Origin of the sequence: Novosphingobium sp. KCTC 2891, assembly GCF_025938155.1 — a bacterium.
GTDB lineage: Bacteria > Pseudomonadota > Alphaproteobacteria > Sphingomonadales > Sphingomonadaceae > Novosphingobium.
Map to the genome: position 1 here is coordinate 38,249 of NZ_JAPCZG010000010.1, position 21,811 is coordinate 60,059.

Consider the following 21,811-nt stretch of genomic DNA (forward strand, 5'->3'; position numbering starts at 1 on the left):
AGCGGGATGCCGCCCTTCGACGATTCGAGCGCCCGCGGCAACACCCTCTGCCGCCGCCGGTGCATCGCGCGCAAGGCACCGGCGCGCCCTTTTTCCCGATATGGAAGGAGGGCGCCCGGCGCCTAGCTGCGGAATGGCCGTGCGGACATTGAGAAAATCTCACCGGAGCGCGGTTGCGACGCATAGGTCGGGGACCGTCAGCGACATCAAAGGGGCTTGAAGGCTCTTGCCGGTTCAGGCTGACACCGGCCCCGTCACCCGATGCCCCGTCACGCGATGCACCGTCACCCGATGCCCCGTCACCCGATGCCCCCTCATCCACAACGCACCTCCGGCACTTCCGCGCACGCAGGAATGACGAGAATGCGGCAGGGCCTCCCCTACAGCGCGGCGATGGCGCTCACCGAACGGTTCTGTTCCCAGTGGGCATGGACCCGCGCCTCGAACCCGCGCGGCCGGTCGGTCAGTGTGCGGGTCGAAAGCCACAGCCGCTTGAGGTGCCGCTTCACCCCGTTGTCGATATCGTCCTCGTACGCGGTGCGGCCGTGCAGCACGTGGTAGTTGTTGATGAACTGCATCTCGCCCGGCGCCAGTTCCATCGCCACGTGGAATTCGGGCCGGTTCGCCATCTCCATCACCGTGTCGAGCGCTTCGACCACCAGCGGTGACAGGCGCGGCGCACCTTCATGGCGCTGCGAGGTCATGATGTAGTGCGGCACATAGCGGCAGAACAGCCGCCCGGCGTGCGCGGTGAACACCGGCCGCATATACCACGGCTGCGTGCCCGGCGCTTCCTCGCCCCGGAAATCCCACGGCAGGTCGTCGTAAAGCGCCGCAACCAGATCGGGCCGCGTTGCCACCAGCTCGTTGTAGATCGCCACCACGTTGGCCACGCACGAAAGCCCGCCGCTCAGCGCCGGGCGCAGGCACATCAGCCCGACGAGATCCGACCCGTCGGTGTGCCAGGACAGCGCGATACGCCCCAGTTCGTTGCCGCGCGTGGTCGGATCGTCGATCCGCCGCCCCTGGTCGGTCACGTCGCCCATCACGTGGCCATGCTTGTTCTGCGGCCACGGATGGCCAAGGTGCGTGCCGATGCCCCAATAGAGCATCGTCAGTTCCTCGTCGTCGTAGCGCGTGGTGTCGAGCGCGCTGATCCGCACGAAACCGCGCCCCGCGATCAGTTCGCGCTCGATGCCCCCGATCTTGCGCGCCAGCCCCTCCAGCGGAAAGTCGTCGCGCCCGATCTCCATCAGGTTGCGCGACTTGCGCCGGGCATGGCGCAGCGCCGCGTCCAGTTCGTCGTGATCCTGCTGCGTCAGGCGGACGGTCCACGCCTCCGGATCGGCGACGTCGGCCGCGCGCCAGTTCACGTGCGTGTCGAGCGGCTGCGGCTGCATCACACCGCCTCCGCCAGCACCTCCGCCGGCGCCGCGCGGTGCCCGCGCACCAGCCGGCCCGGCAGCGCCGCCGTCGGCTCGCCGTTGCGATAGGTCACCTCGCCCGCCACCATCGTCGCCACGTAGCCGCTCGCACGCTGGAGCAGCCGCTTGCCGCCGCCGGGCAGGTCGTAATGCATCTCGGGCCGCTCGCAGCGCAGCTTGGCAAAGTCGATCACGTTGATGTCCGCGCGCATCCCCGGCGCGATCACGCCCCGGTCCAGCAGCCCCATCGCGCGCGCATTGTCCGCGCTCTGCCGCTTCACCAGCCATTCCACGTCGAAGCGCCGCGCCTTGCGGTCGCGCCCCCAGTGCGACAGCAGGTAAGTGGGGTACGATCCGTCGCTGATCAGCCCCACGTGCGCGCCACCGTCGCCCAGCCCCATCAGCGTGTTCTCGCCCGCGATCATGTCGCCGCAATCGTCCAGGTTGAAGCGGCCATAGTTCGAGAACGGGGTGAGGAAGAACTCCGTCCCGTCGCCCGCCACCATCAGGTCATAGGCCAGCTCGTGCGGGCTGATCCCTGCCCGCCCCGCGCGGTGGAACAGCGAATCCTGCTCGTCCGGCTCATAGTTCGGCGGGCTGCCGAGCGGGAACATCATCCGGTAATTGGTGGTGAGCCGCGCCGGCCCCTGCGCCGGGATCGCGTCTGCCTCGGCCAGCACCGCCGCGCGCACCTGCGGATCGCGCGCCGCCGCCAGCCGCTCGGCAAAGGGCAGCCCGGCAATCGCCTTCCACGCCGGCAGGTGGCTGAACGGACAGGCGCTCGCCTGCAGGCCCAGCAGCATCCCGATGGCGCGCGGCGCCACCTGCGCCGAAATGTCCAGCGCCTCGGCATTGGCGTCATCGATCATGGCGAGCAGCGCGCGCCATCCATCGGGATCGCTGTGCCGCTGCCCCAGCGACAGCGTCAGCGGCCGCCCGCTCGCGCGCACGATCCGCTTCACCATCTCGAACTCGCTCACCGGATCGGGCGTGTCGAAGTCCGAGATCAGCTCCAGCACCCCCGCGCCCGCATCGGCCAGCCCCATGGCGATCGCCATCAGCTCCGCCTCGCTCGCGCGCAGCGAAGGCGTGGGATCGCCCTTCACTGTGCGGTGGTTGAGCGTGCGCGAAGTGGAGAACCCGATCGCCCCCGCGCGCACCGCTTCCGCCGCCAGCCGCCGCATCTGCGCGATATCCTCGTCGGTCGCCGGCTCCAGCCGCGCGCCGCGCTCGCCCATCACGTAAAGCCGCAGCGATCCGTGCGGGATCTGCGCGCACAGGTCCATGTCGCGCGGCCGCGCCTCCAGCGCATCGAGATAGCCGCCAAAGCTCTCCCAGTTCCACGAAAGCCCTTCGTGCAGCGCGGTGCCGGGGATGTCCTCCACCCCTTCCATCAGCTCGATCAGGCGGTCGCGGTCCTGCACTTTCACCGGCGCGAAGCCCACGCCGCAATTGCCCATCACCGCGGTCGTCACGCCGTGCCAGCTCGAAGGCTGGAGCCGGCTGTCCCACGTCGCCTGCCCGTCATAATGGGTGTGGATGTCCACGAAGCCCGGCGTCACCAGCAGCCCGCGCGCGTCGATCTCCTCCGCGCCCGCGCCCAGCCCCGTGCCCACCGCCGCAATTCTGCCGCCGGCGATGCCCACGTCCGCCTCGCGCAGCGGTGCACCCGTTCCATCCGCCAGCGTCCCGCCCCGGATCACGCAATCGAACTGCGCGGCCATCGCTCTCTCCCATTTGCTTTTAGTTGGTCAAACAAGAAACCCGTTCGCGCCGCAGGTCAAGCGAGTCGAGACGATCCGCCCGTCGCCCCGCCAAAGGCCCCGGCGCCCCCCCGCGCCCGGGTTCTCATTTCGTTCTGTCCTACAAACCCCGTTCCATGCCATGCCGCGCGCCCTTTTCCCCCGAAAGGCGCCCCCATGATCGACAAGTCCCGCCCCCCGAAAGCCACCGGCAAGCGCGCCCCCCGCCGCGCCAGGGGCACCCTCCCCGCGTTCACCCCCGTCCCCCGCCAGTGCGAGCGCCACGATGGCTGGACGCCAGACCGCCAGCGCGGCTTCATCGAGGCGCTGGCCGATACCGGCAGCGTCAAGCGCGCCGCTCACGCCGTGAACATGACTCCCGAAGGCGCCTACCTCCTGCGCCGCCACCCCCAGGCCGAAGAATTCCGCAAGGCCTGGGAAGCCGCCCTCGCCCTCGGCGTGCAGCGGCTGGAGGATGTGGCCATGGAACGCGCGCTCCACGGCGTCGAAGTGCCCGTCTATCACTACGGCGCCGTCGTCGGCGCGCGGCGCATCTACAACGATCGCCTGCTGATGTTCCTCCTGCGCAATCGCGCCGGCAAACGCTTCCGCGCAGACGGCCGCCACGATGCCGTCACCAAGGCCGAACTCGCCCGCCTCAAGAAGCAATGGCGCGCCGAATGGGAAGCCGAGATGCGCTTCACCGACCCCGCCGAAATCCGCGCCGGCATAGACCGCAAACTCGCCGCCTTCCGCGCCCGCCTCGAAGCGCAAAAAGCGCAAAAGGCCGCGGAGGAGGAGGAGGACAGTCGCCCCGCCCTGCCCGCGCCCGACCCGGCGGCGGAGGGCTGAGGACTCCGGTTGGTTTGAAGGGAAGGAAAGGTGCGAGGGGCACAGCCCCTCGCGCTCCCATGACGTCTTCCGGCGATGGTGCGGGGTATGGGGTGGGAATGGCGCACAGCCTAGGCGCAGCGGCAGGAAGTGACCGATGCGCGCGGTCCCGCCACTACAGCGTCAATCCGGACTTGATCCGAGAGCGAGTTTCCTGCCAGCCGCGCAGGCTGACGTTTACGGCGGACGAAGAGGACTGTCCGGAAGCCCAAGGTAACTAGTTGAAGCCGACCTTCGTTCAGGGCCCGTCAGCGAGGAAGCGAGCATCACGTCGAGGAGCCCTGCGGTCAATGCGGCGTCAGAGAAGGGTAACTTCGGCGCGAAGCTGGGTACAGCTGCTGTGGAACCACCCTTTCGTCGATGCCAATCTGGCCTTGAAGACCTGGATGCACATCCCCGGTCGGATCAGCCGACCAAAGTGGTGAAAGTCATGAAGATCGTGGCTTGGTAGGATCGGCAATCAAAGACAAGAAAAGCCCGGCGGAAGGTGGGGCGTCTCCGTGAAGCTCATTCGCTCAGGGCGCTTTTCACAATGTCGCCTGCCATTTTTAGCCAATTTGCATTCGCGACCCGTTCGGCTGTGGGAGATAGCTGAACAGCGGTGTGTGCAGCTGCATACAGCAGGCCGGTCGCTACGAGGGCAGTCGCTGCCTTCTTAATGCCTCCCTGCACGCCATCCGACGTTGCTCGCAGCAGGCCGGAGACTTCCTTGAACACGGTTGCCAGCAGGTTCTCTAGGGTCTTCACCGCTCCATACAGAACGCGCTTCGCAGACAGTTTCGGATTCCTAAGTGCCTCTAGGATCAGCTCGATAGATTTCGGAACCTCAGGATCGACCAGCCCTTTGGCATCGCGCAATGCGGGCAAAAGCGATCTCCCGACGTCATACGCAACTTCCATATCGGACTTCTCGAAATTGGCGCTAGCCGCGTTCTCGATGAAACGATGCCATTCCGGAAACTGTCCGACGTACAAACCGATGCCCGTACTGAACCCGAGGAACCGCGCGGCTGCAACGTCCGGCAACTGATCAGCGAACTTCGAAAAGAGTTGTTCGCAGGTGAAGTTTATCAGGCCCAGTCGAATGACATCAGCCCCCGAAGTGATCACTTGTTCGACCTCGGAAACAACTTCGATAAGGCGTCGATCCACATTAGTTTCCTGCAACGTGGCGACAAGTTCACTTGCATCACGGCCTAACGAAGCCCTGGCTTTCAAGATGCTGTCGAGGTCTAGCTGTCGAGCCTGCGATGTCTGAGGTTTGACGTAGAGGACGCCCGAGCGGAACTCGAATTGAAGTGGCCCGCTTTGCTGCGCGGGCGTAATCTCGTCGAGCCGCTGCCACGGATCATCATTCGTCGCCGGAAGAGATGCCGAACCGAAGGATTGCACCGTTTCCGAAGCCCGCGAGGGTGCAACCTTCGGAGGGCGATTGGCCGCGATGTAGTTGCGCGACTTGTTGATCGTGGAGTCCAGCGCATTGGAGAATATCTCTTCGCGCCCGTGCCGATCCTTATATCGAACTTGCGAGATAAACCCCTCGAAAAAGGTATTATCCCGCACCTGTTTGAATAGCTCGATGGCGTGTTCGAGGTTGTCAAACGTGTGATGTATATCTCGCCGGTCAAACGTGCTGTCCATCAGCCGCGTGATCTGCTCGGTCAACGCCTTAACTTGTCGCCCTTCACCAGTCTGCGGCCAGTGCTTCAATGTAGCCATCGCCGCATTACCAATTTGATTGCTCAAATGGATCAGATCGAAACGAGTTACCCGAGCCCACGTTTGCGGATTTTTGTGTAACACCGGCAATCCCTATTGTTGCGGCAAACTCTGGCGCCCGGACTATCAGCCCCGAAATAGGGAACCGCACCTCCAGCGTCAAACCGGCGGGGTCTGGCTTGGCTAAATTCGGGCAATTGCGAGCGGATGTCAGGTTCCGAAGCGGACGAACGATCGGCCCGACGTCGGCTTTTGCGGCGGTTCACCCAGTCGTCGCGCGCAGCCTTCGCCGTCATGGCCCGGCTCCGCATTCGCCTGACGGCAAATGCTCCGCTGGCCCACGCCGTCGATCCTCGCTGCTGGCGCGGCGAGGTCGGCCGGGTCGGGTGATGCGCCATGGCATGGCGCACCGGCTTCCAGGCTACCGTTTGCTGCGCAAACGTCGCTTGGGCGCCTTCACTCCTCGCCCATCCGCAGTGCGGCGATGAAGGCTTCCTGCGGGATTTGCACGTTGCCGTATTCCCGCATCTTGGCCTTGCCCTTCTTCTGCTTTTCCAGAAGCTTCTTCTTGCGGGTGATGTCGCCGCCATAACACTTGGCGGTCACGTCCTTGCGCATCGCGGCGATCGTCTCGCGCGCGATCACCTTGCCGCCGATGGCCGCCTGGATCGGGATCTTGAACAGGTGGCGCGGGATCAGGTCCTTCAGCCGCTCGCACATGTGGCGGCCGCGTTCCTCGGCCACGCCCCGGTGCACGATCATGCTCAGCGCGTCGACCGGCTCGTTGTTGACAAGGATGCTCATCTTCACAAGATCGCCCTCGCGCAGGCCGATCTGCTCGTAGTCGAAGCTGGCATAGCCGCGGCTGATCGACTTCAGCCGGTCATAGAAGTCGAACACCACTTCGTTGAGCGGCAGTTCGTAATTCACCTGCGCGCGCCCGCCCACGTAAGTCAGGCCGGTCTGGATGCCGCGCCGGTCCTGGCACAGCTTCAGGATGCTGCCCAGGTATTCGTCGGGGGTATAGATCGTCGCCTTGATCCACGGCTCGTCGATCTGCTCGATCCGGCTGGGATCGGGATAGTCGGCCGGGTTGTGCAGCAGGATCTCGCGCGCGTCGTCGGTCTTCGATTTGCGCAGCTGGATGCGATAGACCACCGACGGCGCGGTGGTGATCAGGTCCAGGTCGTATTCGCGCGTCAGCCGCTCCTGGATGATTTCCAGGTGCAGCAGCCCCAGGAAACCGGCGCGGAAGCCGAAGCCCAGCGCGGCGCTGCTTTCCATCTCGAAGCTGAAGCTGGCGTCGTTCAGGCGCAGCTTGCCGATGCTTTCGCGCAGCTTCTCGAAGTCCGCCGCGTCCACCGGGAACAGCCCGCAGAACACCACCGGTTGCACTTCCTTGTACCCCGGCAGGGCCTGCGTCGCGCCGCCCTTCACCGTGGTGATCGTGTCGCCGACCTTGGCCTGTTCCACTTCCTTGATCTGCGCGGTGATGAAGCCGATCTCGCCCGGCCCCAGTTCGGGCAGTTCCTCGCGCTTGGGCGTGAAGCAGCCCACCCGGTCGATCAGGTGTTCGGTGCCGCCCTGCATGAACTTCACGTTCAGGCCCTTCTTGATCACCCCGTCCACCACGCGGACAAGGATCACCACGCCCAGGTAGGGGTCGTACCAGCTGTCGACCAGCATGGCCTTCAGCGGCGCGTCGCGGTCGCCCTTGGGCGGCGGGATGCGCGCGACGACTGCGTCGAGCACGTCCTCGATGCCGATGCCGCTCTTGGCGCTGGTCAGCACCGCCTGGCTCGCGTCCAGGCCGATCACTTCCTCGATCTCGGCCTTGACCTTCTCCGGCTCGGCCGCGGGCAGGTCGATCTTGTTGATCACCGGCACGATCTCGTGGTCGTGCTCGATCGACTGGTACACGTTCGCCAGCGTCTGCGCTTCCACGCCCTGCGCCGCGTCCACCACCAGCAGCGCGCCCTCGCACGCGGCCAGGCTGCGGCTGACTTCATAGGCGAAGTCGACGTGGCCCGGCGTGTCCATCAGGTTCAGCTCATAGGTCAGCCCGTCCTTGGCCTTGTAGTTCAGGCGGACGGTCTGCGCCTTGATGGTGATCCCGCGCTCTTTCTCGATATCCATGTTATCAAGGACTTGCGCGCTCATCTCGCGGTCGGTCAGCCCCCCGGTGAACTGGATCAGCCGGTCAGCCAGCGTCGACTTGCCATGGTCGATATGCGCGATAATCGAAAAATTGCGGATCTGCGAAAGGTCAGTCATGCCAGCGCCGTTAGCAGCGACCGCGCAAACTGTCATCCACCCCTTGCAGCCCGCAGCTTGACACAGCGCACACTCTCCTCAGCCGAAAGCGCCAGCCCCCGAATTACGCGCCCAAATCCCCCGCCCGCGACATCAACGAACGGCGACGCCCCAACAGTTCGGCGCGGTGCAGGAAAATGCGTCGCACATTTTTTAATTGATCAATTAACCGAAACATCGCAGCCTTGGGACAACGGCGGCCGAATCCGGGTGCGCCGAAAACGACGACCCATGGGAGTGGTGGATGAATCTGGATTTCTCCGACGAGCAGAAAGCGCTCAAGGAACAGGTGCGGCGGTTCCTTGAGGACCGGGGCGGCGCGGCGCGGATGCGCGGCGTGCTGACCAGCGATGCCTCCTACGACAAGGAACTGTACCAAGGCCTTGCCGATCTGGGCGTGCTCGGCGCGGCGATCCCCGAGGAATTCGGCGGCGTCGGCCTGTCGCACCTCGACCTGTGCGTGGTGGCAGAGGAACTGGGCCGCGTGATCGCGCCGGTGCCGGTGGCATCGAGCATCTACCTTGTCGCCGAGTTCCTGCTGCAGGCCGGATCGCAGGCGCAGAAGCAGGCGTGGCTGCCCAAGCTGGCCGCCGGCGAGGCCATCGGCGCCTTCGCGCTGGTGGAAGGCGAAGGCCGCATGGCGCCGGAGAAGATCAAGGCCACCGTTTCCGGCGGCAAGCTGACCGGCACCAAGGTTCCGGTGGCAGACGGTGATTGCGCCGATGTCGCTGTCGTCGCGGCGAAGTCGGAAAGCGGCGCAGTCTCGCTCTACCTCGTCGACCTCAGCGGTCCCGGCGTGGAGCGCACGACGCTCAACTCCATCGACCCCAGCCGAGGCCAGGCCCGCCTCACCTTCTCTGGCGCCCCGGCAGAGCTTCTGGGCGGCGAAGGCGATGGCTGGCACATCGCCACGCAGGTCATGGACCGCGCCGCGATCCTGATCGCCTACGAACAGCTGGGCGGTGCCGACCGCGCGCTGGAAATGGCGCGCGACTATGCGCTGGAGCGCATGGCCTTCGGCCGGCAGATCGGCTCGTTCCAGGCGATCAAGCACATGCTGGCCGATATGTATGTCTCGGCCACGCTCGCCCGTTCGAACTGCTATTACGGCGCGTGGGCACTCGCCTCGGGCGCATCGGAGCTGCCCGTCGCCGCCGCCACGGCTCGCGTCTCGGCCACGCAGGCCTTCCAGCACTGCGCCAAGAACAACATCCAGGTGCACGGCGGCATGGGCTTCACGTTCGAGTACGACTGCCACCTGTTCTATCGCCGCGCCAACGCACTCGCACTCGCGCTCGGGTCGGTTTCGACCTGGGAAGACCTGCTGGTCGAGCGCATGACCGCCGGCAACGCCGCCGCTGCGGCCTGATCCCAAGATTTACGGAGAACCATCATGGACTTCGAAGATACCCCAGAAGAAGCCGCGTTCCGCAGTGAAGTGCGCGCGTGGATCGAAGCCAATGCCCCCAAGCATCTGGAAGACCAGCTGAAGCGCGCCAATTTCGGCGACATCGGCATCACCAGCGAAGACCCGATCCAGGCCTGCAAATCATGGCAGAAGAAGAAGGCCGAAGCCGGCTGGGCATGCCTGCACTGGCCGAAGGAATACGGCGGCGGCAACCGCACGCCGATGGAACGCGTGATCTGGAACCAGGAAGAAGGGCTCTACCGCGCGCTCGGCGGCCTGTTCACCATCGGACAGGGCATGTGCGGCCCGACGGTGATGGCCTGGGCCGACGAGGGGGCCAAGCGCCGCCTGCTGCCGCCGCTTTCTTCTGGCGAGGAAGTATGGTGCCAGCTGTTCTCCGAACCCGCCAGCGGATCGGACCTTGCCGGCCTGCGCACCCGCGCGGTGAAGGCCGATGACGGTTCGGGCGACTGGATCATCAACGGCCAGAAGATCTGGACCAGCGGCGCGCAGAACTCCGACTGGGGCCTGCTGATTGCCCGCACCGACCCCGATGTGCCCAAGCACAAGGGCCTGACCATGTTCTACCTTTCGATGCACACCCCAGGCGTAGAAGTGCGTCCGATCAAGCAGGCGAACGGTCAGTCTTCTTTCAACGAAGTCTACTTCACCGACGTCCGCATTCCCGACGCGCAGCGCCTTGGCGCGGTGGGTCAGGGCTGGGAAGTCTCGCTCACCACGCTGATGAACGAGCGCCTGTCGATCGGCTCGGGCATGTCGACCGGCTTCCCGTCGCTGCTGTCGCTGTGCATGGACGTGGAGATCGACGGCAAGCCGGCCGTCGAGGACGCCAATGTCCGCTCCAAGCTGGCGCAGTTCGCTGTGCGCGAGATGGGCCTGAAGTACACCGGGATGCGCGCCATCACCGCGCTGTCGAAGGGCGAAACGCCGGGGCCGGAGAACTCGATCGGCAAGCTGGTCGCCGGCGCAACGATGCAGGACCTCGCGATGTTCGCGCTCGACCTGCAGGGCCAGTCGGGGGTGATCTGGGAAAAGGACGGCCCGCATGACGGCCGCTTCCAGGCGATCCTGATGCGCTCGCCCGCCACCCGTATCGAGGGCGGCTCGGACGAGATCCTGCGCAACATCATCGGCGAGCGCGTGCTTGGCCTGCCCGGTGATATCCGCGTCGACAAGGATGTGGCGTTCAAGGACATCCCGACCAGCGGACGCAAGAAGGTCGCCGCCGGCTGACCGCACTGAGCGCAAGCGAGTTCGGAAGGGGCGCCCTTGTGGCGCCCCTTTTGCGTCAGGGTTGCGGATGAGCGGGCTTGCCGGAGCGGCCGTGCCCGGTGCAAGGCGCGGCCATGACCGAAACTCCCTACGAGCTGTTTGGCGGCGAGCCGGCGGTGCGCGCGCTTTGTGCCCGGTTCTATGCATTGATGGACACGCTGCCCGAAGCGAAGGCTGTGCGCGCGGCGCATCCACCGTCGCTGGCGCGCGCGGAGGAAAAGCTGTTCGAATACCTGACCGGCTGGCTCGGCGGCCCGCCGCTCTACACGGACCAGTATGGCCACCCCCGCCTGCGGATGCGCCATTTTGTCGCCGAGATCGGTAGCCCGGAGATCGAAGGCTGGCTGCTGTGCTTCCGGCAGGCGTGGGACGAGATCGTGCCGCCCTCGCCGGTGGCCGATCAGGTGATGGAACGCGTGGTGTCGCTGGCGTGGCACATGGCGAACAAGGACGGGTAGCGCCGGAACCGGCCGCTTCGCGCGTTGAACCGGCGGCGCGCCGGGCCTAAGGATCGCCGAATGCACAAGGATCGGGGCAAGCGATGATCTGGCAGCGACTGGTGCTCGCGGTGTTCCTGCTGTCTGTGGGGGTGAACCTGTGGGGCGCCGTGCGCGATCCGCAGCTGTGGGCGATCCCGGCCGCGCTGGCGGGATGGTATGTCGCGGACCTGCTGTCGGGCCTGATTCACATGATGATGGACTATCGCCCCTGCCCGCCAGGCAAGGGGCTGGACCAGCTGTTCTTCTATCCCGGCAAGCGCGGATCGCCCGAATACCAGGCGCTGTTCCGGGAGAAGATGCAGGGGATCAATGCCTTCGAGCGCATTTCGTATGATTTCAAGAACCACCACCCGCGGCCCGATGCACTGGGGCGGCGCTCCGTGTGGCGGCTGATCGGCTCCACCGTGATCGCGGGTGCGCTGCCATTGTCGCTGGCGGGCAACGTCGCGGTATGGCTGTGGCCGGTGCCGGGCTGGATCATGGCGGGCTATGCCGCGCTGCTGCTGGGTGGCGGCTTCGCACAATACTTCCACGGCACGCTGCACCGGCGCGAGAATCCGTGGGTGATCCGTGCTCTGCGCCGGGCGGGACTGCTGATGACGCCGGCGGCGCACCAGGTGCACCACGATACGCTGAAGCGGGATTTCGCGACCAACTGCGGGTGGTCCAACCCGGTCGTCAACCGGCTGTTCCTGGCGCTGCGGGCGCGCGGCCGACTGGCCGATGCGGGGCTGGAGCCGCGCTCCTGATCAGCTGACCTTGCGCTGGGCAACCGGCGGTTCAGGGTGGACCACCGCCATCAGCGGCCGCACTGCGACCGCGGCGATGCGGCCTTCCTCGTCGAGTTCCAGCGGCATCGAGAATTCGACGCCGAGCCGGTCGTCGTTCGACCAGCGGCAGGTGGCGGTGACCGGATAGCTTTCCGACAGCAGCACCCGGAAGATCGTGCCCGGCGGCACGTTCCAAAGCCCTTCGATCAGCGCGCCGGTGCGGCTGATGTTACGGATGGTGCCGTGGTATCGGTGACCGGCATGGTCGAGCACGACCTTGCGCAGCATCGACTGACGGCTGGCGCGGGCCGAGCGCGGGCCTTGCGCAATCGCCACCAGCCCGGTCGAAAGGCGTGCGCCGGCAGCCTGCGCCGACAGCGGGCGTTCGTAGATATAGCCCTGGACGTGGCTGCACCCGAGCATCCGCACCAGATCGAGCTCGTCGAGCGTCTCGACGCCTTCGGCGGTGGTTTCCATGCCCAGCGCTTCGGCAAGGCTGACGATCGAGGCGATGATCGCGCCGTTGCGGCTGCCCGGCTGGGTCGCGCCGCGCACGAACGACTGGTCGATCTTGATCTTGTCGAACGGCGCCTTCTTCAGATAGCCGAGCGACGAGTAGCCCGTGCCGAAATCGTCGAGCGCGAGCCGCACGCCGACCGACTTCAGCGAACGGAACATGGCCTCGGTGTCGGAATCGTCGTTGAGGAACACGCTCTCGGTGATTTCCAGTTCCAGCCGCTGCGGATCGACCTGCGCGTGGGCCAGCGCATTGGTGACGATCAACGGAAGCGACGGGTTCGAGAACTGCAGCGGCGAGACGTTCACCGCCACGCGCACGTTGCTCGGCCACTTGGCGAGATCCTGGCACGCGGTGCGCAGCGCCCATTCGCCGATCGTGGCGATCAGGCCTGCATCCTCGGCGATGGGAATGAACTTGGTGGGCGAGATGAAGCCCTGCTCGGGGTGGTGCCAGCGCAGCAACGCCTCGAACCCGGTGATCTTCTCGGTCGCGGTCTGCACCACCGGCTGGTAATACAGTTCCAGCCCCCCGTTGGCGACGGCATCGCGCAGCTCTTCCTCAAGCTGGCGGCGTTCTTCCGCATCGCTGTGGAGGTCGGGCGCGTAGAAGTGGAAGCGGCCGCGTCCGCCGTCCTTGGCCGCATAGAGCGCGAGGTCGGCGTTGCGGATCAGCGCTTCGCTGGTCACGCCATCGTCGGGTGCGAGCGCGATGCCCACCGATGCGCCGATCATCACGCGGCTGCCCTCGATCGAATAGGGCTGCGACAGGCTCTCGATGACCTGGCCGGCCAGCTGGCCGAGCGCTTCGCGCTCGATCTTGCCGGGAAGCAGCACCTGGAATTCGTCGCCGCCAAGCCGGCCGACGCGGCCGACCTTGCCCACCACGCGCTCCAGCCGCTGCGCCACCTGCTTGAGCAGAGCATCGCCGGCAGGATGTCCCAGCGTATCGTTGACCTGCTTGAAGCGGTCGAGATCGAGCAGGAGAACCGCGCAGGCACGGTGCGTGAGCTGCGGCGCGTTGAGGATCTTCTCCAGCGACTGCGACATGCGGAAGCGGTTGGAGAGCCCGGTGAGCGAATCGAAATGGGCCAGCCGGCTGGCGTGCTCCTGCGAGCGACGCTTCTCGGTCAGGTCCGTGCCCGAGCCGCGGAAGCCCTGGAAATTGTTGAACGTGTCATACGTCGGGCGGCCGGTGACCGACCACCAGCGCTCTTCCTCGTGCGTGGCGGCGCGCACCGCCAGTTCGGAAAAGCTGGACCGTGCGGAGAGGTGGAACGCGAGCGTACGCTCGCCCTCGCCCGATTGCTCGGCAAGGTTGAACAGTTCGGCGAAGGGGCGGCCGAGCATTTCCTCGACCTCGCGACCCAGCGCTTCGGCGACCGGGGTGGACAGATAGGTGATGAGGCCGCGGCGGTCGGTTTCCCAGAACCAGCCCTGCCCGGTCTCTTCGTAGTCGGCGAGGATTTCCTGCGCGCGGGTCTGGACGCGGACGTCTTCCTGCACCTTTTCGCACGCTTTCAGGTCGATCTCGCGCTGGCGGAGGAAGGCGGCGGCGGCGATGACCGATCCGATCAACAGCGACAGCGCGCCGCCGACCGTGCTGACCACGCAGCTTACGCCCGACCACAGCGCGACTTGCGCCGCGAGCACGCCGGCCAGACGGCCCGACTGGGTGACCGTGGCCAGCAGGGATATGGTTACCAGCAGCGCGAGGCACTGCAGCCACGGCACGTGCCCGCCCTGCGCCCACAGCCCGACAGCGCAGCCGAAAACGAACATCGGCAGCGCGACGGCGGTGCCCATCAGGCTCATGCGCTGGCCGGTGGAAAGCGGTGTGGTCGATTCGGCGCGCACCGCGAAACGGGTGGCATAGACCAGCAGCGCGGCCACGAGCGCGAGCGCAGGCGCGGTCCACGACGTGAAGGCCGCGTTGGCGACGAGGATGCCGATAATGCCGCCCGCCATGGGCACGACCATCTGCGGCCATTCCGGAGCGATGAGGCGGCGGTGGCCGGCCTCGCCGAAGAGGAACGCGGCGCCCGCTTCCGTCGGTGTGCCCGCCGGAGCGCGCTCCCGCCGACGCTGGGTGCGCGCGAAATCACGCCCCACACGGGGTGCATCACGGGTTTCGACGACCTGAAGAGCCGGTTTTTCGGACATGGTTCTTCGATTGCCGGATTTGCTTTTAGAAAGGGTTAAGGGCCGGCGAGATCAACGTTTGCGCCCCCACGCTTTTGCGGGTGCCCGGAAGATGCTAGGCGCGCGGGCAGACAGGGGTTCTGCACGAGGACAAGCGTGGCAACGACGGCGAGTTTTTCAATGATCGGTGTGGCCGGACGGCGCCTGCGGGTGGGCCAGTGGCACACCGATGCCGCACCTGCGCACAGGCCGCTCGTCATCCTTAACGGCATCGGCATGAACGTCGAAATGCTGGAGCCGGTGGCGCGCGCCGTGACCGACCGCCGCATCATCAGTTTCGACATACCGGGCATCGGCGGATCGCCCGACCCGGTGTTTCCCTATACCATCCCCTGCATGGCGCTGACGCTGGCCGCGCTGCTGGACCGGATGCATATCGATCAGATCGATCTGGTGGGCATCAGCTGGGGCGGCGCGGTGGCGCAGCAGTTCGCGTTCCAGCACCGCGCGCGGCTGGGCGGGCTGGTGCTGGCCGCCACCGCAGCGGGCGCGGCGATGGTGCCGGGCAATTTCTCCCTGCTGAGCAAGATCGCCGATCCGCGGGAATACACGGTCGAGAAGACGCTGCGCCGCAACCTGGCCATGCTCTACAACGGCGGCGGTTCCGCGCGGGTCTCGCTCAACGCGGCCAAGGCCCCCTCGCCGCTCGGCTGGGCCTGCCAGATGGCCGCGTTCTCCACCTGGACGAGTGTGCCCTTCCTGCCGCTGCTGTCGGTGCCGACGGTGGTCATGGCCGACGAGGAGGACCAGTTGATCCCCCCCGCCAACGCGCATTTCCTGCACAATGCCATCCGGGGCAGCCGTATCGAGATGTTCGAGGGCGGCGGGCACCTGTTCATGCTGTCAAAACCGGGCGAGTTCGCCGAAAAGCTGACCGGCTTCCTTGACGAGGGCCGCGTCGCGGCCTGAAGCAACCCGCGCTTTCCTTTTCCCCCCCGTTCATTAGCATCTCCCCCAGAATCACATAAAGCGCATCAACAAGCGCGGGAGAGCGCATGAGGCATATCGCGATCATCGGTTCGGGACCGGCCGGATACTACACCGCGGAAGCGGCACAGAAGCAGTGGGGGGACGAGGTCAGGGTCGACATCTTCGATCGGTTGCCCGTGCCTTATGGCCTGATCCGCACGGGCGTCGCGCCCGATCACCAGTCGATCAAGGGTGTCTCGCGCCGCTACGAGCAGACCGCTCTTTCAGACAATGTCCGGTTTGTGGGCAACGTGACACTGGGCGAGGACGTCTCTGTCGAGGAACTGATGGGCCTCTACGACGCGGTGGTGCTGGCGACGGGTGCCCCGCGCGACCGCGCGCTGGACCTGCCGGGCGATCACCTTCGCAACGTGTTCGGCAGTGCGGCCTTCGTCGGCTGGTACAACGGCCACCCCGAGTTTGCGGGGCTGGCCCCCGATCTTTCGGGCGACACCGCCGTGGTCATCGGCATGGGCAACGTGGCGCTCGACGTGGCGCGTATCCTGTCCAAGACGCGTGAGGAATTCGGCGGCAGCGACATCGTGGGCCACGCGCTAGACTCGCTGACCAGTTCGGGCATCCGCCGCATTGTGGTGCTGGGGCGGCGCGGGCCGCACCAGATCATGATGACGCCCAAGGAACTGGGCGAGTTGGGCCACCTGACACGCGCGGTGCCGCGCGTCGATCCGGCGGACCTGCCCGACGTGGATGAGGACGCGCTGCTGGAACCCGGTTTGCGCAAGTCGGTCAACCACTTGCGCAGCTTTGCCGCCGCTCCCGAAGGTGCCCGCCCTGGCGCGGACATAGATGTGGAGTTCGACTTCTTCGCTTCGCCCCGCGCCTTCCTGGGCGAAGGACAGGTGGAAGCGATCGAGGTGGAGCGCACCCGGATCGAGGGTGGCCGCGCGGTGGGCACCGGCGAGTTCTACGAGATCCCCGCGGCGCTTGTGGTCGCGTGCATCGGATATCGCACATCGCCCATCCCCGGCGTGCCGTTCGATGAGCGGGCGGGCCGCTTTGCCAACGATGAAGGGCGCATCCTGCCCGGCCTCTATTGCGTTGGCTGGGCGCGGCGTGGGCCATCGGGCACGATCGGCACCAACCGGCCCGACGGTTTCGGCGTGATCGAGAAGATCGCGGGCGACCTGGCGACGGCCACCGGCGGCAAGCAGGGTCGCGAAGGCTTCGACGCGCTGGCAACCGCACGCGGGCTGGACGTCGTCACGTTCCGCGACTGGAAGAAGATCGAGGAAGCCGAAGCGGCGCGCGCCCGCGAAGGCGCCCCGCGTGAAAAGTTCGTCGATGTGGCTGACATGATCCGGGCGCGCGGCTGAACCACCCTTCCCGCTCACTTGGGAGGCACTGCCCACGCCAGGCGCCATCCGGCGCCGGCGTGGTCAGGCCATGGCGTCGGCGGGGCCGATGTGGCGGCGGCGCCAGTGTCCGCCTTCTTCCTTTTCCAAGGCCAAGCCGCAGTGCGCGCAATGCACGATCCGCAAGGCGCCGTTGTCACGCACCTTGCGCCGATTGATCAGATGCCGGCCAAACAGGCAGGGGACTCTTCCCAGCAGCGCCATCGCCGTTTCCCTTAAGAGATTGAGCGACAAGGATAGCAGACCGGCACCGCCTTCCTAAGCGCCAAGATGCTCGCCCCACCTTGTGTCTGCTCGACTTCGGCGCGGTTATTGCTCGGATTCGGAGGTGTGATGCCGGTTGACCGCGTGCGCGCCCTCTGACCTAATCAAGTAATTAACAACGCGACGGCTGCCGCCACAAATCACGAGTCGGCCGCGCGGGGGAAAGGATGCCCACCATGCCCAGCCACGACCTGATCATCCGCAACGGCACCATTGTCGACGGCACCGGACGGCCGCGTTTCACCGGCGACGTCGCGGTGAAGGACGGCCTGATTTCCGCCGTCGGAACAGTTTCCGGCGATGCCGCGCACCAGATCGACGCCAAGGGCATGATCGTGGCGCCGGGCTGGGTCGACATCCACACCCATTATGACGGTCAGGCAACGTGGGACGCGGAAATGGCACCGTCCTCGTGGCACGGAGTGACCACCGTGGTGATGGGCAACTGCGGCGTCGGCTTCGCGCCCGCCGCCCCCGCCCGCCACGAATGGCTGATCAATCTGATGGAAGGCGTGGAGGACATCCCCGGCACGGCGCTCGCCGAGGGGATGAAGTGGAACTGGGAAACCTTCCCCGAATATCTCGACGCGCTGGAGGCAATGCCGCGCACCGTCGATGTCGGCACGCACGTGCCCCACGGCGCGGTCCGCGCTTATGTGCTGGGGGATCGCGAGAAGCCGGGCGCGGTGCCCACAAGCGACGACATTGCGAAGATGGCGGAGATCGTGGCGGACGGCGTGCGGGCCGGGGCGCTGGGCTTTTCCACCAGCCGCACCGTGCTGCACCGCGCCGCCGACGGCGAGGTGGTGCCCGGAACCACCGCCACCGCAGAGGAACTGGTGGAGATCGGCCGCGCCATGGGCCGCGTCGGCCACGGCGTGTTCGAGATCGCCTCGGACATGAAGCGCGAGTGGAACGAGTTCGAGTGGATGGGCGCGATGAGCCGCGAGACCGGCCTGCCCGTGACGTTCGCGATGCTCCAGTCCATCGCCAAGGACCTGCCGATGGAGGAACAGATCGCCGAGATGGAGCGGCACAACGCGCACGGGGCCAACATCGTCGCCCAGATCGCATTGCGCGGCAACGGCATCGTCATGGCATGGCGTGGCACCGTCCACCCCTTCCTGTTCCGCCCGAGCTGGGCCGAACTGGCCCTGCTGCCGTGGGAACAACAGCTCGCGCAGCTGAAGGACCCGGCGTTCAAGGCAAAGCTTCTGGCCGAGCCGAGCGTGTTGCCCGAAAGCGAAGTGGTGGGCGTGCTGCGCACCGTGGCCGAAGGCTGGACCATGCAATTCGAAATGGACGACGATTTCGACTACGAGCCGCAGGCCGGGGCGAGCATCGCAGTGCGCGCGGCGGCGAAGGGCGTCTCGCCCGACGAATATGCCTACGACTTGCTCACCGCAGAGGACGGCACCGGCTTCATTTACCTGCCGATCCTCAACTATGCCGATGGCAATCTCGATTTTCTCGAAGCCTTGCAAGAGCGCGACGACTGCGTGAACTCGCTGTCGGACGGCGGGGCGCATTGCGGCACGATCTGCGACGCCGCCTCGCCCACATTCATGCTCCAGCACTGGGTGCGCGACCGCCAGCGCGGCGCCCGCATCTCGCTGGAGACGGCGGTAAAGCGCCAGTGTCACGACACGGCGCGGCTTTATGGCCTCGACGATCGCGGTGTGCTGCTCCCCGGTGCGCTGGCTGACATCAACGTGATCGACATGGAACGGCTCAAACTGGGCAAGCCATGGCTGGCGTTCGACCTTCCGGCGGGCGGCAAGCGCCTGCTCCAGAAGGCCGAGGGCTATCTCTACACGATCAAGTCCGGCGAAGTGACGTTCCAGGACGGCGCGTGGACGGGCGCAGTGCCGGGCGGGCTGATCCGTGGACCGCAGCGCGCCGAAGCTCTGGAGGCAGCAGAATGAGTGGCATTCGCGCGATCAACCTCGGCGCACCGGCGTCGCTGGACAACCTGCACGTGGTGGCCTTGCCCGCCCCGGGCGCGCCCGGACCCGGCGAGATCCGCGTACGCCTGCGCGCCTCGTCGCTCAATTTCCACGATTTCGCGGTGGTGACGGGCATGATCCCCGCTCCGGCCACGCGCATTCCGATGTCGGACGGCGCGGGCGAAGTCGTGGCCGTGGGCGACGGCGTGCGCGACTACATCGTGGGCGACGCGGTCGTCTCGGTGTTCTTCCCGCTTTGGCCCGATGGCACGCCGCCGCCGCACGCCTTCGTCAACGTGCCGGGCGACAGCATCGACGGCTACGCGCGCGAAGAGGTCGTGGCGCCGGCCGCGTGGTTCACCCGCGCGCCCAAGGGCTTCAGCCATGCCGAGGCAGCCACGCTGACTTGCGCCGGACTGACTGCGTGGCGTGCGCTGTTCGTTGACGGGGTGACCAAGCCCGGCTCGACCGTGCTGATCCAGGGCACCGGGGGCGTTTCGATCTTCGCGCTGCAATTCGCCAAGGCGGCCGGCGCGCGCGTCATCGCCACCAGTTCGTCGGACGAGAAGCTGGAACGGCTGCACGCAATGGGTGCGGACGAGCTGATCAACTATCGGCAGACCCCGGCTTGGGGCGCGAAAGCCGCCGAACTGACCGGCGGGCGCGGCGTCGACACGGTGGTGGAGATCGGCGGTGCGGGCACGCTCGAGCAGTCGATGGCGGCGGCAAGGATCGGCGGCCACATCGCCTTGATCGGCGTGCTGGCGGGCTTTGCCGGGCCGGTGAACACCGGGGTGCTGATGACCCGCAACTTGCGCGTGCAGGGCTTGACCGTTGGCGCGCGTGCGGACCAGCTGGCCATGATCGCCGGGATCGAGGCCAACGGGATCAAACCCGTGATCGACCGGCACTTCCCGCTCGATCAGCTGGGCGACGCCTTCCGCCATCAGGCGAGCGGCGCGCACTTCGGCAAGATCGTGGTCGATATCTGAGCAGGCATGCGGGCCGGATGAACCGGCCCGCATGCCTGTTGGATCAAGGCCAGCTCAGGCCGCGCGGCGCAAACGGCGACGGCTGGCGCGCTGCTGTTCGCCCAGATCGAAGCGGTCGACCAGTTCGGCCATCCGGTCAGCCTGGCCCGCCAGGTTGCGCGCGGCTGCGGTCGCTTCCTCGACCATGGCGGCATTCTGCTGGGTCATCATGTCCAGTTCGCGCACCGTCTCTCGGATCTGCCCGATGTTGGTCGCCTGTCCGCGCGCCGAAGCGGCGATGCTGCTGGCAAGTTCGGCGATCTCGCCCACGCGGCTGACGATACGGCCAAACGTCTCGCCGGTCTGGCCGACGATGGCGACGCCGCGATCGACCTGCGCCGAGCTTTCACCGATGAGCTTCTTGATATCGAGCGCGGCCTCGGCCGAGCGCTGGGCGAGCGCGCGCACTTCATTGGCGACGACCGCGAAGCCGCGACCGGCATCGCCGGCACGGGCCGCCTCGACCCCGGCGTTCAGCGCCAGCAGATTGGTCTGGAAGGCGATGCCATCGATCACCGCGATGATCTTGCCGATTTCCTGCGCGGAGCGCTGGATGTCGGTCATCGCCTGCACGGCCTCACCCACCACGGCGCCGCCTTCGCGCGCATCGCCGTGCGCCTGGCGGACCGATTCGTGCATGTGCTCGGCATCGTCGGCGGTGTTGCGGACGCTGCCGGCAAGCGAGGTCATCGCCGCCGAGGCTTCCTCCAGCGAAGCCGCCTGCTGTTCGGTACGGCGAGCAAGATCGTCCGAGGCCTGGCGGATCTCCTGCGCGCCCGTGTCGACGCTGGTGGAAGTTTCGGCCACGTCCGAAAGCGCGGCGCTGACCTGCCCGCGCATTGTCTCGAAATCATTCTGAATCGAGGCGAATTCCTTGGGAAGCCCGGAGAGTTCAGACGTGAAGTCGCCGGCCGTCAGCTTCTGCAGCGCGCCACCCACCTGGTCGATCACTTCGACGCGCGAGGCCTCTTCCATCTCGAAATAGGTCGAGAGCGCGATGGTCATGTCGAGCAGCGCCATCTTGATAACCGTGCCAGCGACGCGCGCCTTGCCGCTTCCCAGACCGAGGCCCGAGCCGAGCAACCCGACCAGGACTTCGTCGAGCACGCTGGCATAGGCGCCGATATACCATTCCGGCGAGAGACCGATGCGAGCGTGGACCCGCCCGATGGTGCGCGCGCTGTCGAGATAGGTTCCGTCAGGCTGCCCCCGGAACATGGTCTGCCAGTGCTCGACCTGCTTCTCACGCGCGTGGGTCATCACGCTGCGCGAGGAGAAGAACGTAGCCGTTTCAGGCGTCGCTGCGATCTTTTCATATAGCCGGTCGAGCGCGCCGGGGGCGTGCTTGGTCATCGCTCGCGCGATCCGGCCGAAGCGCGCATAGTCGCGCTCGTCGATGTTGAAGAAGCGCAGGGTGTGGTCGACGCTGGAATTTTCGGCGGTCATGTCA

General features: G+C 66.4%; 16 protein-coding genes. 9 read left to right on the top strand and 7 right to left on the bottom strand.

Annotated features, from left to right (window positions below; all coding sequences use genetic code 11):
* Window positions 1–380: 380 nt before the first annotated feature.
* Window positions 381–1,400 carry a TauD/TfdA family dioxygenase gene (locus OLX02_RS16455; RefSeq protein ID WP_264424616.1) on the bottom strand — a complete coding sequence of 340 codons (1,020 nt, stop codon included), beginning with the start codon at window positions 1,398–1,400 and terminating at the stop codon, window positions 381–383.
* Window positions 1,400–3,148 (bottom strand): N-acyl-D-amino-acid deacylase family protein, encoded by a 1,749-nt coding sequence (locus OLX02_RS16460; RefSeq protein ID WP_264424618.1) that lies wholly within the window; start codon window positions 3,146–3,148, stop codon window positions 1,400–1,402. Before OLX02_RS16460 ends, OLX02_RS16455 begins: the two co-directional genes overlap by 1 nt.
* A gap of 195 nt (window positions 3,149–3,343) precedes the next feature.
* On the opposite strand from OLX02_RS16460, the gene OLX02_RS16465 reads away from it, so the two are divergent.
* Window positions 3,344–4,018: a hypothetical protein gene (locus OLX02_RS16465; RefSeq protein ID WP_264424620.1), complete on the top strand. Its 675-nt coding sequence runs from the start codon at window positions 3,344–3,346 to the stop codon at window positions 4,016–4,018.
* A 546-nt stretch (window positions 4,019–4,564) separates the two neighbouring features.
* Here the strand turns inward: OLX02_RS16465 and OLX02_RS16470 are convergent.
* Both OLX02_RS16470 and lepA read right to left on the bottom strand, forming a co-directional pair.
* Window positions 4,565–5,860, bottom strand: a complete 1,296-nt coding sequence (locus tag OLX02_RS16470) for a hypothetical protein (protein WP_264424622.1) — start codon at window positions 5,858–5,860, stop codon at window positions 4,565–4,567.
* 372 nt (window positions 5,861–6,232) lie between these two features.
* Window positions 6,233–8,050, bottom strand: a complete 1,818-nt coding sequence (lepA, locus tag OLX02_RS16475; RefSeq protein WP_264424624.1) for a translation elongation factor 4 — start codon at window positions 8,048–8,050, stop codon at window positions 6,233–6,235.
* 283 nt (window positions 8,051–8,333) lie between these two features.
* On the opposite strand from lepA, the gene OLX02_RS16480 reads away from it, so the two are divergent.
* The 4 genes from OLX02_RS16480 to OLX02_RS16495 all read left to right on the top strand — a co-directional run bounded on the left by OLX02_RS16480 (window position 8,334) and on the right by OLX02_RS16495 (window position 12,039).
* The gene (locus OLX02_RS16480) at window positions 8,334–9,458 is read left to right on the top strand and encodes an acyl-CoA dehydrogenase family protein (RefSeq protein WP_264424626.1); all 1,125 of its coding nucleotides are present in this window, start codon (window positions 8,334–8,336) and stop codon (window positions 9,456–9,458) included.
* Between the two features lie 24 nt (window positions 9,459–9,482).
* Window positions 9,483–10,751 carry an acyl-CoA dehydrogenase family protein gene (locus OLX02_RS16485; RefSeq protein WP_264424628.1) on the top strand — a complete coding sequence of 423 codons (1,269 nt, stop codon included), beginning with the start codon at window positions 9,483–9,485 and terminating at the stop codon, window positions 10,749–10,751.
* Window positions 10,752–10,864: 113 nt separating this feature from the next.
* Window positions 10,865–11,248 (top strand): group II truncated hemoglobin, encoded by a 384-nt coding sequence (locus OLX02_RS16490; RefSeq protein WP_264424630.1) that lies wholly within the window; start codon window positions 10,865–10,867, stop codon window positions 11,246–11,248.
* A gap of 83 nt (window positions 11,249–11,331) precedes the next feature.
* Entirely contained in the window at window positions 11,332–12,039 is a 708-nt protein-coding gene (locus OLX02_RS16495) for a fatty acid desaturase family protein (protein ID WP_264424633.1), read from the top strand.
* Here OLX02_RS16495 and OLX02_RS16500 read toward each other — a convergent pair whose 3' ends face one another.
* A complete protein-coding gene (locus tag OLX02_RS16500) occupies window positions 12,040–14,739 on the bottom strand; it encodes an EAL domain-containing protein (protein ID WP_264424635.1) in 2,700 nt (899 codons plus the stop codon). It lies immediately after the preceding gene.
* A 135-nt stretch (window positions 14,740–14,874) separates the two neighbouring features.
* On the opposite strand from OLX02_RS16500, the gene OLX02_RS16505 reads away from it, so the two are divergent.
* Complete coding sequence (locus OLX02_RS16505; RefSeq protein WP_264424636.1) at window positions 14,875–15,687, top strand: alpha/beta fold hydrolase; 813 nt, start codon at window positions 14,875–14,877, stop codon at window positions 15,685–15,687.
* An 86-nt stretch (window positions 15,688–15,773) separates the two neighbouring features.
* Window positions 15,774–17,081, top strand: coding sequence for an FAD-dependent oxidoreductase (locus OLX02_RS16510; RefSeq protein ID WP_264424638.1), 1,308 nt, complete (start codon window positions 15,774–15,776; stop codon window positions 17,079–17,081).
* Window positions 17,082–17,144: 63 nt separating this feature from the next.
* Here the strand turns inward: OLX02_RS16510 and OLX02_RS16515 are convergent, their stop codons facing one another.
* Window positions 17,145–17,324, bottom strand: coding sequence for a hypothetical protein (locus tag OLX02_RS16515; RefSeq protein WP_264424640.1), 180 nt, complete (start codon window positions 17,322–17,324; stop codon window positions 17,145–17,147).
* 236 nt (window positions 17,325–17,560) lie between these two features.
* On the opposite strand from OLX02_RS16515, the gene OLX02_RS16520 reads away from it, so the two are divergent.
* Together OLX02_RS16520 and OLX02_RS16525 are read left to right on the top strand one after the other, a co-directional pair.
* Entirely contained in the window at window positions 17,561–19,309 is a 1,749-nt protein-coding gene (locus OLX02_RS16520) for an N-acyl-D-amino-acid deacylase family protein (RefSeq protein ID WP_264424642.1), read from the top strand.
* A 5-nt stretch (window positions 19,310–19,314) separates the two neighbouring features.
* The gene (locus OLX02_RS16525; RefSeq protein ID WP_264424750.1) at window positions 19,315–20,322 is read left to right on the top strand and encodes a zinc-dependent alcohol dehydrogenase family protein; all 1,008 of its coding nucleotides are present in this window, start codon (window positions 19,315–19,317) and stop codon (window positions 20,320–20,322) included.
* Window positions 20,323–20,376: 54 nt separating this feature from the next.
* On the opposite strand, the gene OLX02_RS16530 is transcribed toward OLX02_RS16525, so the two are convergent.
* Complete coding sequence (locus OLX02_RS16530; RefSeq protein WP_264424643.1) at window positions 20,377–21,807, bottom strand: globin-coupled sensor protein; 1,431 nt, start codon at window positions 21,805–21,807, stop codon at window positions 20,377–20,379.
* Between the last annotated feature and the right edge of the window lie 4 nt (window positions 21,808–21,811).